Genomic DNA, 13,880 nt, shown 5'->3' with positions numbered 1-13,880 from the left:
TGCTTTCGGCCCTGTTGATGCTTCTGACGTATCGTCAAATGCGCTGACGGGGCGCAATCGCGGGCGCGCGTGCTCTCGCGCATTGCCCCCTTCCCACCGCTGCGCTATCCACGAAAGGGTATCGCCAGCAAAAAGGATGCGCCGATGACCCGCATCACCCATATCGCGCTTGATGACGCGAACATGCCGCCGCCCACGCCCGAGATTGATCAGGAGCGTAAGGTGGCCATGTTCGACCTGCTGGAAGAGAACAGTTTCATCCTGCCCGAACGCGAAAAGGGGCCGGTGCCCGAAGGGCCTTACCATCTGTCTCTCTCTATCCGCGACAAACGTCTGGTCTTTGACGTGCAGACCGAAGCGGCTGAAAAGGCAGCGGAATTTCACCTCTCCCTCGGCCCGTTCAGGCAGGTGGTGAAGGATTACTTCCAAATCTGCGAAAGCTATTTCGAAGCGGTCAAGAAACTGCCCCCCAGCCAAATCGAGACGATCGACATGGCCCGGCGCGGCATTCACAACGAAGGCTCCCGCGTGCTGCAAGAGCGGCTCTCGGGCAAGGCCGAGATCGACACCGACACCGCCCGGCGGCTATTTACCCTGATCTGCGTTCTGCATTTCGGCGGATAAATGACGCAGGTGCTGCCTCAATCCGTTCTCTTCTGCTGCGATCATAACGCCGTCCGCTCCCCCATGGCCGAGGGGTTGATGAAGAAGTTCTACGGCACCGGCACCTATGTCCAATCGGTTGGCGTCAAGAACGACATGGAGATTGACGGCTTCTCCATCGCCGTGTGCAGAGAGCTGGACGTGGAACTCGACCGCCACCGCAGCCGCAGTTTCGACGAGATGGAGGAATGGGGCGACGATCTGGGGTCATTCGACCTTGTGATCGCGCTTAGCCCTGCCAGCCAGCGCCGGGCGCTGGAACTGACGCGGTTTTATCATCTCGACGTGGAATATTGGCCGATCCTTGACCCCACCGGGCTGGGCGAGGGGCGCGAGGCCAAACTCACGCAGTTTCGCGCCGCCCGCGATCAGATCGTCGGACGGCTGATTGACCGTTTTGGCCAGCCGCTCAGCCAAGACTGAGCAATCAGGTGTTGGAACAGGCCGCCGCGGCGCTTTGGCCGAAGGCTTTCCATGTGCTCCAGAAAGCGTTCTCGCTTTTGTTGTCGGATTGGCGCATTTCCTGCAAACGGTGCGGGTCGCGGAAAATCTTGGCACCTTGGCGCTGGTCCGAGCGCGACAGCGTCTGATCCGCCACCGCCTGCACACAGCCGCAGCGCGCATGGCTGGAGCCGCGGCGCCCATCGGCCAGACAGGCCTTTTGGATCGGCCCCGTGGCGAAAAGAACCGGTGTGGGGGAGAAACGTCCGACGGCGGCATCGCTGGAATAACGTGTGCCGCCACAACCCGCCAAGATGGCGAGCGCCATCAAACTTGCAACTGTCCGCATTGATTTGCCCTATTGTTCTGGACCATGGGGTTTTCCCCTTGTCGGCCCGATCTGCTCTGCCCTTCATTATGCCGCAAAAGGGGGCTTCGCGCAATTCTCCTTTGGGGGGCTGCGCCCTTCGACCCGCGATAAAGCGCCGTGACGTGCGGGCAGGGGGCATGGGCGCGTTCATGGCCAATTGACGCAGGCGCGGCTCTGCGCCATATCCCCTTGCATGACACCGCTTGAAAACATCCGCAACTTCTCCATCGTGGCGCATATCGACCACGGCAAATCCACGCTGGCCGACCGGTTGATCCAACTCACCGGCACGGTCGCCGAACGCGACATGCAAAGCCAGCTTCTGGATAACATGGATATCGAGCGGGAGCGGGGCATCACCATCAAGGCCAACACCGTCCGCATCGAATACCCGGCGAAAGACGGCAAGACCTATGTGCTGAACCTGATCGACACGCCCGGACACGTCGACTTCGCCTATGAGGTCGCACGCTCCATGCAGGCGGTCGAGGGCTCGCTCTTGGTCGTCGACGCCACACAGGGGGTCGAGGCGCAGACGCTGGCCAACGTCTATACCGCCATCGATGCGGATCATGAGATCGTGCCGGTGCTGAACAAGGTCGACCTGCCCGCCTCCGACCCCGACCGCGTGCGCGAGCAGATCGAGGATGTGATCGGCATCGACGCCTCTGAGGCGTGTCTGATCTCGGCCAAGACCGGCGTCGGCATCCCGGACGTGCTGGAGGCCATCGTCAACAAGCTGCCCGCGCCCACGGGCGGCGACCCCGACGCGCCGCTCAAGGCGATGCTGGTGGACAGTAAATACGACCAATACCTCGGCGTCATTTGTATCGTGCGCATCGTGGAGGGCACCCTGAAGAAGGGCGACCGCATCCGCATGATGAAAACCGGCGGCACCTATGACGTGGACGACGTGGGCGTCTACCGGCCCAAGATGGTCGGCGTCGACAGCCTCGGCCCCGGCGAGATCGGCTATCTCAACGCCTCGATCAAACAGGTCCGCGACACCCGCGTCGGTGACACGATCACCCATGAGAAACGCAAATGCGAAACAGCACTTCCGGGCTTCAAACCCTCGGTGCCGGTGGTTTTCTGCGGCCTCTTCCCGGTCGACGCCAATGATTTCGAGGACATGCGCGAGGCGATCGAGAAGCTCGCCCTGAACGACGCCTCCTTCACCTACGAGATGGAGACCTCCGCCGCGCTTGGCTTCGGCTTCCGCTGCGGCTTCCTTGGCCTTTTGCACCTCGAGGTGATCCGCGACCGGCTCGAGCGCGAGTATGACATCGACCTCATCACCACCGCGCCCTCGGTGATCTACCACGTCCACATGAAGGACGGGGAGATGCAGGAGCTGCACAACCCCGCCGACATGCCCGACATGACGCTGGTCGATCACATGGAAGAGCCGCGGATCAAGGCGACGATCCTCGTGCCCGACGACTACCTCGGCGACGTGCTGAAGCTCTGCCAGGACCGCCGCGGCATTCAGGAAGACCTGACCTATGCCGGCTCCCGCGCCATGGTGGTCTATGACCTGCCGCTCAATGAGGTGGTGTTCGATTTCTACGACCGGCTGAAGTCGGTCACCAAGGGCTATGCCAGTTTTGATTATCAGATGATCGGCTACCGTCAGGACAATCTGGTGAAGATGCAGATCCTCGTGAACGACGAGCCGGTGGATGCGCTCTCAACCATGGTGCACCGCGACCGCGCCGAGATGCGTGGCCGGGCGATGGTGGAGAAGCTCAAAGACCTGATCCCGCGCCACATGTTCAAGATCCCGATCCAGGCGGCCATCGGCGGCAAGGTGATCGCGCGCGAGACGCTTTCCGCGATGCGAAAGGACGTGACGGCGAAGTGTTACGGCGGCGACGCCACGCGGAAGAAGAAGCTGCTGGAGAAGCAGAAGGCCGGTAAAAAGAAGATGCGCCAGTTCGGGAAGGTCGATATCCCGCAGGAGGCGTTTATTTCCGCGCTGAAGATGGACAGCTAAAATGAATTTGATGAGCGACTTTGCGTTTTTCATCCCGTAGCGAAGTCATGACTCTCGTCTTGCCCTATCGCTTTGCAGGCTATTGCAACTCGTGGGTGTGCATTGCAATATTGAACTCACTTTTCTAAACAGTCCAAGTCTTAGGTTTAAGGAGTGAGTTTTGTCCGGTCATGGGAACAAGAACATTGCAAGCCAGGCGCAGTTGACGACCGACGGAGGGGAAACCGCTGAGTTCCCGCGCCTTCCATCTACAGTTCTTAAAGCTCTTTTCGATGAGGTGACTGGCACAAAAGAGTACCATTTTTCGCGCCTTAACAAGTCCTATCGGATCGAAAGGAATGACATTTCTCAACTTTGTTTGAAGTTGGGTCAGTGGATAGAACATTTGCAGCCTACTTCTGCGGGCTTTCGCTCCGTTATTGTGGAGAAACGAGACAACAGCGGTGCGGTGTCCCGTGAGAATATTTCGTCCTACGATAAATTTGTTAATCATGACTTTAGCTCAACTTCCCCGATCTCATGTCTAGAGATATACTTTAATTTCGTTATCCCGACTGAGCGGTCTGCAGACGTCGCTGCTTACTCAATTAATATCGACCTACACGGTTTTGTACTGAACCAAGATGGTTCTAACGCGATGGTTGGTCACGAGCCCGGCCAACCGTGGTCAAGTTCATGTGCTGAAGTGAGAATTGAGTATGTTGACTACCTAATTTCGCGAAATTTAGAATTGGTCATAAAGGACTGGTTCGAAGCCTTACCTGAACACCCCGTGCCTGAAAGGCCGAAATGGGCGCCAAATTGGGGGCGCTGGAAAGATTTTGGCTCAAACCTGTTGACAGTGAATAGCTTTGAACAGCTGCGTATTGGTATTCTCTGCGCAGCAATTGTTGCCACAATTACCGGTAACGGATACTGGTGGACATTAAACCCTAGCTATCATTTGTACTTCCAAAACGTTCTTATTCTTGCTCTCTTGTACTATTTTCTGAATTGGGTATCACACAAGCTATATGTCCATGTCGCTAACAATGCTTGGCCACGTGGGTATTTCCCGATGCTAAATTTGAATGTTGCCGGTTCGCGACAAATCGATAGGCACTTGAAGATAGTAAATAAGGGCCGAGGATTCGCGAAAGAAATAGCCTACGCATCGATGGCCGGCGTTATCTCGACCATTGGGGTCAGTGTCCTAGTTTGGTTGGTTAGAATAATTAGCCCATAGTGAGCGCAACTGCGTTTCTGTAATTTCAGGTCGTTCGTACGATATTCAATAGCCATTCCATCTGTTGAAAGGTTGCTAAGGGATGCAGGTCTTAGCCCCTCTGTTCTCGCGCGGTGGCGGCTAGTGAACTCCAACGCTCTCTCCCAACTAGTGTACACCGCCCCCGCCATATGCGACCTTCTGCATCACACTACAGGACCACCACCCATGACCACCCCCTGCATCCTCTGCGTCGCCATCACCGGCTCCGTCCCCACCAAAGCCGCCAACCCCGCCGTGCCGATCTCGATCTCCGAGCAGGTCGAGTCGACCCACGCGGCCTTCGAGGCCGGGGCCTCGATCTGCCACGCCCATGTGCGCAACGAGGACGAGACCCCGTCCTCGGACCCCGAGAGGTTCGCGCGGCTGATGGAAGGCGTGCAAAAGCACTGCCCCGGCATGATCATCCAGTTCTCCACCGGCGGGCGCTCGGGCGCGGGGCGGGAGCGGGGCGGGATGCTTTCGCTACGGCCCGACATGGCCTCGCTCTCGGTCGGGTCCAATAATTTCCCGACGCGGGTTTACGAGAACCCGCCGGAATTGGTCGATTGGCTGGCCTCGGAGATGAAAGCCCATGAGATCAAGCCCGAGATCGAAGCCTTCGATCTCAGCCACATCCACAAGGCCGCCGAGATGAACCGTGACGGGCGCATTCCCGGCCAGCTCTATGTGCAATTCGTCATGGGCGTGAAAAACGCCATGCCGGTGGACCGTGAGACCTTTGATTTCTACATCCACACGCTCAACCGCTTGGCGCCCGATGCGCAGTGGTGTGCCGCCGGGATCGGGCCGAACCAGATCGTGCTGAACGAATGGGCCATCGCGGCGGGTGGCCATACGCGGGCGGGGCTCGAGGACAACGTGCGGCTGGACCGCGAGACGCTGGCACCTTCGAACGCGGCGCTGATCCAGCGCGCGGCGGATCTCTGCGCGAAATATGAGCGCCCCGTTGCCACGGCTGCACAAGCGCGTGAGATTCTCGGCCTGCGCCCCTCATAGGCTTGCCGCAAAACGGGTGCCGCGTTGAAATGCGGGGCGGGGCCGCTATGTCCCGTTCCAGCAACCAACAGGAGCCTGAAATGACCCAGACCCGCCGCCATTTCCTTGCCACCTCCGCCGCTGCCGCTGGCGTCGTGACCTTGCTGCCCTTCGCCGCCCGCGCCGCCACGCAGAGCGGTGATACCTTCGACACCGACGCAGGCCCGATCACCGTGCACCCGGTCGATCACGCCTCCATCGTGTTGGAGACGCCAAAGGGCGTGATCTATGTCGATCCGGTGGGCGAGCCCGCGCAATACAGCGATTTCCCGGCGGCGGATCTGATCCTCATCACCCATGAGCATGGCGATCACTACAATGCCGATACGCTGGCCGCACTGGCAGGCGATGACGTGCAGATCATCACCAACCCCGCCGTGTTCGACATGCTCCCCGAAGCGCTTGCCGCCAAGGCCAGCAAGATCGCCAATGGCGAGAATACCGAGTTCAACGGCCTGCCGATCAACGCGATCCCGGCCTATAACACCACCGAAGAGCGCAAGAAGTTCCACCCCGAGGGGCGCGACAACGGCTATATCCTCGGCTTCGATGGCTTCCGCATCTATATCTCGGGCGATACCGAAGACACGCCCGAGATGCGCGGGCTGACCGATATCTCGCTGGCTTTCGTCTGCATGAACCTGCCCTTCACCATGGATTCCAACGCCGCCGCCTCGGCGGTGGCCGAGTTCAAGCCAGCTTACGTCTACCCCTATCACTTCCGGGGCAAAGACGGCGGCACCCAAGACCCGCAAGAGTTCGCCAAACGCGTCGGCACTGATGTCGAGGTCAAATTCGGCGACTGGTATTAAAATTCAGCGGCCACGTCCTGTGCGGGCGTGGCTGCCTTTTTTACGGGCCGCTCGATCCGAGCAGCCGATTCCGGGATATGGTGGGGCTGTTCCACGCCTGCACCAAACTTCGGGAAATTTTCCCTTAACAAATTCAATAGCCTAACCGCTCTCCCTGCCGATGGCCCAAGTTTCGCTTGATCGCCTTCGGTCCGCGGACTAGCGTGACCTGCGACAAATGCGAAACAACGGTTCGCATTGCGAAACAAGTCTCTGGGAGGAGCCGACATGACAATTTTCAAACACCTGAGCTGCGCCGCAGCTCTGGCGCTGGCTGGTGGCGCGGTAAGCGCTAAGACCGTGTTGATTCATGGGGAAGCCGGGCCGAACCGCGGTGCACGCGCGCAGGCGTTGCAGTGGTTCGCCGATCAGGTCGCCGAACGGTCCGACGGCGATATGCGCCTCGACATCCAGTGGGGCGGGGCGCTGTTCAAAGCCAATGCCGCTGTGCAATCGCTTGCCGATGGCGTGGCCGACACCGGCTCGGTCATTGCAGTCTACTACCCGCAAGAGATGGCGGGCTACGGCATCGCCGACCTGCCGGTGAACAACCCCGACGCTTGGGTTGGCATGCGCGCCACCGATGAGCTGATGCGCAGCAACGAAGCCATTCAGGAAGACCTCGCCGACAAGAACCTCGTCTACATCGGCACTTGGACCACCTCTCAGGTGAACATCGGCTGCAAGGGCGGCGCGATCAAATCCGTCGACGACATTTCGGGCAAGAAGGTCCGCGGCGTGGGCGCCTATGGCAAGGTCTTTGGCGAGGAGGGCGCGAATATGGTCAACATGTCGATCTACGACGCCTACCAAGGCCTCGACACCGGGCTGATCGACTGCTCGCAGGGCTACAGCTATGCCGTCGCGGCGCTGAAGCAGGCCGAGGTGATGGACAGCTATACGATCCTCGATTGGGGTCAGGTCGGCGGTCTTGGCATCTTTATGAACAAGGACATGCACGACAGCCTGACGGAAGAGCAGCAGGAGACGCTGGCCGAGGTTGGCGCGGACATGGCCGACGAATTCGGTCGTCTGATCACCACCGCCAACGAAAAGGCCATCGCCTCCATGAAAGAGCAGGGCGTCGAGGTCATCACCCTGCCCGAAGGGGACCGCGCGAAACTGGTCAAAGCCGGTGAGAAGTTCCTTGACGAATGGGTGCAAACGGCAAGCTCCGCCGGTCTGCCCGGTGAGGAACTGCTGGAAGAGTATAAGGCGCTGATCGCCAAATACACCGAAGAGCGTGACGCCAACGGCTACCCATGGGACGCCGCTGGTAACTGATCGCTGACACTGGGGAGGGGCAGCATATGTTGGTAAATCTGGAGAAAATCCTGTTGGGACTGGGGGCCTTGGCGGTGATCGCCCTGGGGGTGTTGATCACCTCCAACGTGATCGCCCGCGCGCTCTTTGCCAGTCAGGTGCCCGATAGCGTGACCATGGTGCGAGAGCTCATGGTTGCCGCCATCCTGCTGCCCCTCGCCGCCGCCACCGCGGCCCGTGCGCATGTCTCGGTCGCCTTCGTGACCGACCGTTTCCCCGAACGCGCGCGTTCGGTGCTGATCGTGGCAGGCTCTGCCATCGGCATGTTGGCTCTGGCGCCGCTGATCTATTCCGGCGGGCGCGAATTCCTCTCCGTGGTGGAGAAGGGGAGCTTTTTCTATGGCGACCTGAACCTGCCCAAGTGGCCGGGGCGGTTGTTGTTCCTGATCGGGATGATCGCGACTTTCTTGCGGCTGGCCGAGCTGACATGGCGCGACGGGCGCACCGTTCTTGCAGGCGGCGTCGTCTCGGATGAGCAACATCACGCGGCTGATCTGATGGTTGAAGAGGACCTGCGCTAATGGATGCCTCGACCATCGGAATGATCGCCTTTGCCGCGGTGCTAATCATGCTGGCCCTGCGGGTGCCGATCGCCTTCACGCTGGCCTCGGTCGCGACCGTCGCCACCTTCTTTATCTTCGCCTTCCGCACTGGGACTTTCATGCCCGAACGCGCGATCAAGGCGACCACCTCGATGGTGTTCTCGAACTCCTTCGACCTTATCCATTCCTACGATCTGTCGATGATCCCGCTCTTCGTGGCGCTTGGACATATCGCTTACCGCGCGGATATCACGACGAAAATCTACCACGCGGCCAAAGTCTGGCTGACCAAACTGCCGGGTGGGGTGGCCATGGCCTCCGTCATGGGCTGCGGTGGGTTTTCCGCGATCACCGGCTCGTCCATCGCCTGCGCCTCGACCATGGGCAAGATCTGCACGCCCGAGATGCTGCGCATGGGCTATGACCCGCGCCTCGCCACGGCCTCGGTCGCGGCGGGTGGCACGCTGGGCTCGCTCATTCCGCCTTCGGTGCTGTTCATCATCTACGGCATCTTCACCGAGACCTCGATCTCCTCGCTCTTTCTCGCCGGTGTTCTGCCGGGGCTGCTGACGCTGATGGGCTTCGTGCTGGTCATCGCCGTCTGGGTCTGGCGCGATCCATCGGTCGCCCCCTCGACCGACCAGCGCTACAGCGCCGGGGAGCGTTGGACCGCAGCGCTCGAAAGCTGGCCCGCGCTGCTGCTCTTCGTGCTCATCATCGGCGGCATCTACGGCGGCATCTTCACCGCGACCGAGGCCGCAGCCGTCTGCGTCGTCTCGGCCACGCTGATCGGTTTTGCGCAGAAAAAGCTCGACTGGGCGGGCCTCTGGGCCGCGGTCAAGGAAACCTGCGTGCAGACCTCCGCCATTTTCCTCATCGCCGCCTCGGCCAAGATCTTCGTGGCCTTCGTCGCGCTGACTGGCGTCGCGGGCACCATCGTCGGCTTCGTCTCTGACGCGCAGATGTCGCTGGTGGTGCTGATGCTCTGCATCGCGCTGATCTACCTGCTTTTGGGCATGTTCCTTGATCCCATCGGCATCATGGTGCTGACCCTGCCACTGATGATCCCGCTGGTCGAAAGCTATGACCTAAACCTCATCTGGTTCGGCGTTGTGGTCATCAAGCTGCTGGAGATCGGGTTGATCACCCCGCCCGTCGGCCTCAACGTCTTCGTCATCGCCAACGTGGTGGGGCGCGAAGCGCCGATCGATAAGATCTTCGCTGGCATCACACGCTTTCTCAGCGTCGACGTGATCGTGCTGATCCTGATCATGTCCTTCCCGATGATCTCGCTCCTGATCCCGATGGCGGCGCGATGAATCAGGCGGCATCCGATACCGGCACGGACCGCAAGTTCGCCAATACTCTGGCGCGGGGGCTTGGCATTCTGCGGGCCTTTCGCGCCAGCGACAGTGGGCTGAGCCATGCCCAGATTGCCGAGCGGACGGGGCTGCCGAAACCCACCGTGTCGCGGCTGACCTATACGCTTTGCGAGTTGGGGTATCTGGCCCATGGCGGGCGCAACGACAAGTTTCGGCTTGGGCCCGCGGCGATAGCGCTCGGCTCCGTCGCCTCTGTCGCGGTGAGCTTCGTGGATATGGCGTCGGATGCGATGCAGGAACTGGCGGATGAGACCCGCACGCTGGCGTTGATCGCCGTGCGCGATGGCGACCGGATGATGCTGGTACGCACTTGGCGGCCGCGCACGGCCTCGACGATCTGGCTGGAGCCGGGGCACCGCATTCCGGTCTATGGCTCCTCCTCGGGTCTGGCCACGCTGGCCAGCCTCGACGAAGACCGTTTCGAAGCGCTGGAACCCGACGACCGGCTGCGCGATTTCCGTCGTGAGGGCTATGAGCAACTGCTGGCGCAGGGCTTCGTGCTGGCCCCGCCTGACACCCGCTATGCCCGCAATGTAAACGCGGTCAGCGTGCCCTATTACGCCGGTGAGTTCGGAGAGCCGGTGTCCTTTAGCTGCGGCGCGCTGCCGGCGGACTTGCCCGACGACCGCATTCTGTCACAAGTGGGGCCAGCCCTGCGCGACGTGGTCAGCGGCATCGAACAACGCACCGGACGGGCGCCCGCCCTGTCACGGCGCGGATAAAGACAAGGAGACATCACATGACCGACAAGATCGCCTATTCCCGCCACGACGACATCGTCGTGCTGCGCATCGAGAACCCGCCCGTCAACGCGCTGAGCCAAGCCGTGCGGCAGGGGCTGGCCGACGGCATGGACCGCGCCGAGGCCGAGGAGGGCGTGCGCGCCGTGATGATCGTGGGCGAAGGCCGCGCCTTCATCGCCGGGGCCGATATCACCGAGTTCGGCAAGCCGCCGATGGAGCCGCATCTGCCGAACCTCTGCAACCGCATCGAAGCCTCGCCGCTCTTGGTCGTGGCCTCCATGCATGGCGTGAGCCTCGGCGGCGGACTCGAAGTCGCGCTCTCGGCGCATTACCGCATCGCCCAGCCCTCGGCCCGCGTCGGTCTGCCGGAAGTGCACCTCGGCCTCATTCCCGGCGCTGGCGGCACCCAGCGTCTGCCGCGGCTCATCGGCGTGGAACCCGCGCTCGACGCGATCACCACGGGCCGCCACATCAAGGCACCGCAGGCGCTGGAAATGGGCATCGTCGACCGCGTGGAGGAGGGCGATCCGCAGGAGGTTGGTCTTGCCTACGTCCGTGAGCTGCTCGACAGCGGTGCCGAGCGCCGTCCGATCTGCGAGATGCCCGCGCCCGCGCCGATCGACTGGGATGCCGCCTATGAGGCAACGCTGAAGAAAGGCCGCGGCCAGATTTCGCCGGCCGAGGCCGTGCGCGCCGTGCAGGCAGGTGTCGAAAAACCCTTCGAGGAGGGCATGAAGGCCGAGCGCCGCATCTTCTCGGAACTGATGAACACCGACCAGCGGCAGGGCATGATCCACGCCTTCTTCTCCGAGCGGGCGGTCAGCAACCTGCCAGAGCTGAAAGGTGTCGAACCGCGCGAGCTGGAGGCCATCGGCGTCATCGGCGGCGGCACCATGGGCGCGGGCATCGCCACCGCGGCGCTGCTCTCTGGCTTCTCGGTCGTGCTGATCGAGATGAAGGACGAGGCCGCCAAGGCCGCGCATGAGCGTATCTCCGGCAACCTCGCCGGCGCGCTGAAACGCGGCAAGATCGATCAGGCGAAGTTCGATCACCTGACCGGCACGGCGCTGACCGTCTCCACCGAATACGACAGCCTGGGAGACGTCGATCTGGTGGTCGAAGCGGTGTTCGAAGACATGGACGTGAAAAAAGACGTCTTCGGCAAGCTCGACGCGGTCTGCAAGCCGGGCTGCGTGCTGGCCTCCAACACCTCCTATCTAGATGTGAACGAGATCGCCGCCGCCACCAAGCGCCCCGAGGACGTGATCGGGCTGCACTTCTTCTCGCCCGCGCATGTGATGAAACTGCTCGAGGTCGTTGTCGCCGACAAGACCGCGAAAGATGTGGTCGCCACCGGCTTCGCGCTTGGCAAGGCACTGGGCAAGGTCAGCGTCCGCGCCGGGGTCTGCGACGGCTTCATCGGCAACCGCATCCTCGCCACCTATCGCACCGCGGCGGACCACATGGTTCTGGACGGCGCCAGCCCCTACAAGATCGACGCGGCGCTGGAGAAATTCGGCTTTGCCATGGGCCCCTTCGCCGTGGCCGACCTCGCCGGCCTCGACATCGGCTGGGCCACACGCAAGCGCAAGGCCGCCACGCGCCACCCCGAGGAGCGCGTGCCGACATACATCGACCGGCTTTGCGAGCAGGGGCACTTCGGCCAGAAGACCGGCGAGGGTTACTACATCTACGAGAAGGGCAAGCGCGGCGGTACGCCGAACCCGGAAGTCACCCGCCTGATCGAGGAAGAGCAGAGGGAGCGCGGCATCACCCCGCGCGAGTTCACCGACGCCGAGATCGTGCGCCGCTATATGTGCGCCATGGTCAACGAGGCCGCCAAGGTGCTGGAAGAGGGCATCGCCAAACGCCCGCTCGACATCGATATGACGCTGCTCTTCGGCTACGGTTTCCCGCGCTACTGGGGCGGCCCGATGAAATGGGCCGACATTCAGGGCCTGCCCAACGTGCTGGCGGCGATCGAAGGCTTCGCCGAGCAGGACCCGTGGTTCTGGAAACCCGCGCCGCTGCTGGCCGAACTGGTCAAGACCAACCGCAACTTTGATGATCTGAACAAGGAAGCTGCCAAATGAAACAGGCCGTAATCGTCTCTGCCGTCCGCACCGGGCTGGCCAAATCCTTCCGCGGGTCATTCAACATGACCCATGGTGCCACCATGGGCGGCCATGTCGTCGCCGAGGCCGTGAAACGTTCGGGCGTGGAGCCTTCGGCCATCGAGGACGTGATGATCGGCTGCGGCTACCCCGAAGGGGCCACGGGCTCGAACATCGCGCGCCAGATCGCTCTGCGCGCGGGCCTGCCGGTCACCGCCTCGGGCGTGACCGTGAACCGCTTCTGCTCGTCCGGTCTTCAGACCGTTGCCATGGCCGCCAATGCCATCTGCATGGAGGGCGCAGGCCCGATGGTCGCAGGCGGGGTCGAGAGCATTTCGCTGATCCAGCCGCATGTGAAATCGGTCAAGGAGCCCTGGCTGGAAGAGCACAAGCCCGAGGTCTATATGGCGATGATCGACACCGCCGACATCGTGGCCAAACGCTACAACATCAGCCGCGAGGATCAGGACGCCTACGGTCTGCGCAGCCAGCAACTCATCGCCAAGGCGCAGGAGGCCGGTCTCTTCGACGACGAGATCGTGCCGATGCAGACCACCATGGGCGTGCAGGACAAGGAGACCAAGGAGATCTCCACCCGCGAGGTCACCGTGGACCGCGACGAATGCAACCGCCCCGGTACCACGATGGAGGGGCTTGCGGGCCTCACCCCGGTGCGCGGCGAGGGGGCCTTCATCACCGCCGGTAATGCCAGCCAGCTCTCGGACGGTGCCGCCGCTCTGGTGCTGATGGACAGCAAACAGGCCGAGCAGCAGGGCCTCCAGGCCATGGGCGCCTTCCGCGGCTTCGCCGTGGCGGGCTGCGAGCCCGACGAGATGGGCATCGGCCCGGTCTTCGCCGTGCCGCGCCTGTTGGAACGCCATGGCCTCAGCGTCGATGACATCGACATCTGGGAGCTGAACGAGGCTTTCGCGAGCCAAGCGCTCTACTGCCGCGACCGTCTGGGCATCGACCCGGACAAGTGCAACGTGAACGGCGGCTCCATCGCCATCGGCCATCCCTTCGGCATGACCGGGGCCCGGATGACCGGCCACATTCTGCGCGAAGGCCACCGCCGCGGCGCGAAACTCGGCGTCGTGACGATGTGCATCGGCGGCGGCATGGGGGCGGCTGGCCTCTTCGAAATCTACTAAAG

The 13,880-nt window shown here is 61.9% G+C and carries 13 protein-coding genes; 12 read left to right on the top strand and 1 reads right to left on the bottom strand.

The genetic code is table 11. The features are described 5' to 3' along the window. Positions 1-120: 120 nt before the first annotated feature. Both CUR85_RS04770 and CUR85_RS04765 read left to right on the top strand, forming a co-directional pair. A complete protein-coding gene (locus CUR85_RS04770) occupies positions 121-624 on the top strand; it encodes a UPF0262 family protein (RefSeq protein WP_269451601.1) in 504 nt (167 codons plus the stop codon). After that, positions 625-1,086, top strand: coding sequence for an arsenate-mycothiol transferase ArsC (locus tag CUR85_RS04765; protein WP_067266605.1), 462 nt, complete (start codon positions 625-627; stop codon positions 1,084-1,086). It begins immediately after the preceding gene. A 4-nt stretch (positions 1,087-1,090) separates the two neighbouring features. On the opposite strand, the gene CUR85_RS04760 is transcribed toward CUR85_RS04765, so the two are convergent. Beyond that, a complete protein-coding gene (locus CUR85_RS04760) occupies positions 1,091-1,432 on the bottom strand; it encodes a hypothetical protein (protein ID WP_082852108.1) in 342 nt (113 codons plus the stop codon). Positions 1,433-1,667: 235 nt separating this feature from the next. Between CUR85_RS04760 and lepA the strand changes: the two genes are divergently transcribed. The 10 genes from lepA to CUR85_RS04710 all read left to right on the top strand — a co-directional run bounded on the left by lepA (position 1,668) and on the right by CUR85_RS04710 (position 13,878). Then, complete coding sequence (lepA, locus tag CUR85_RS04755; RefSeq protein WP_067266602.1) at positions 1,668-3,470, top strand: translation elongation factor 4; 1,803 nt, start codon at positions 1,668-1,670, stop codon at positions 3,468-3,470. A 202-nt stretch (positions 3,471-3,672) separates the two neighbouring features. Next, the gene (locus CUR85_RS04750) at positions 3,673-4,695 is read left to right on the top strand and encodes a hypothetical protein (protein ID WP_280321973.1); all 1,023 of its coding nucleotides are present in this window, start codon (positions 3,673-3,675) and stop codon (positions 4,693-4,695) included. Between the two features lie 207 nt (positions 4,696-4,902). After that, the gene (locus tag CUR85_RS04745) at positions 4,903-5,733 is read left to right on the top strand and encodes a 3-oxoadipate:acetyl-CoA acetyltransferase (RefSeq protein WP_136720465.1); all 831 of its coding nucleotides are present in this window, start codon (positions 4,903-4,905) and stop codon (positions 5,731-5,733) included. Positions 5,734-5,813: 80 nt separating this feature from the next. Next, positions 5,814-6,584, top strand: coding sequence for an MBL fold metallo-hydrolase (locus tag CUR85_RS04740; RefSeq protein ID WP_067267045.1), 771 nt, complete (start codon positions 5,814-5,816; stop codon positions 6,582-6,584). 267 nt (positions 6,585-6,851) lie between these two features. Next, entirely contained in the window at positions 6,852-7,907 is a 1,056-nt protein-coding gene (locus CUR85_RS04735) for a C4-dicarboxylate TRAP transporter substrate-binding protein (protein WP_067267047.1), read from the top strand. A gap of 26 nt (positions 7,908-7,933) precedes the next feature. Further along, a complete protein-coding gene (locus CUR85_RS04730; protein WP_067267049.1) occupies positions 7,934-8,467 on the top strand; it encodes a TRAP transporter small permease in 534 nt (177 codons plus the stop codon). Further along, complete coding sequence (locus CUR85_RS04725) at positions 8,467-9,807, top strand: TRAP transporter large permease (RefSeq protein WP_067267050.1); 1,341 nt, start codon at positions 8,467-8,469, stop codon at positions 9,805-9,807. Before CUR85_RS04730 ends, CUR85_RS04725 begins: the two co-directional genes overlap by 1 nt. Next, positions 9,804-10,592, top strand: a complete 789-nt coding sequence (locus CUR85_RS04720; RefSeq protein ID WP_067267052.1) for an IclR family transcriptional regulator — start codon at positions 9,804-9,806, stop codon at positions 10,590-10,592. Before CUR85_RS04725 ends, CUR85_RS04720 begins: the two co-directional genes overlap by 4 nt. A 17-nt stretch (positions 10,593-10,609) precedes the next feature. Next, positions 10,610-12,706 (top strand): 3-hydroxyacyl-CoA dehydrogenase NAD-binding domain-containing protein, encoded by a 2,097-nt coding sequence (locus CUR85_RS04715; RefSeq protein WP_067267053.1) that lies wholly within the window; start codon positions 10,610-10,612, stop codon positions 12,704-12,706. After that, entirely contained in the window at positions 12,703-13,878 is a 1,176-nt protein-coding gene (locus CUR85_RS04710) for an acetyl-CoA C-acyltransferase (RefSeq protein ID WP_067267055.1), read from the top strand. Before CUR85_RS04715 ends, CUR85_RS04710 begins: the two co-directional genes overlap by 4 nt. Positions 13,879-13,880: the final 2 nt, after the last annotated feature.

Source organism: Sulfitobacter faviae (assembly GCF_029870955.1).
Classification (GTDB): domain Bacteria; phylum Pseudomonadota; class Alphaproteobacteria; order Rhodobacterales; family Rhodobacteraceae; genus Sulfitobacter; species Sulfitobacter faviae.
This window is presented reverse-complemented; position numbering and strand designations above follow the sequence as displayed.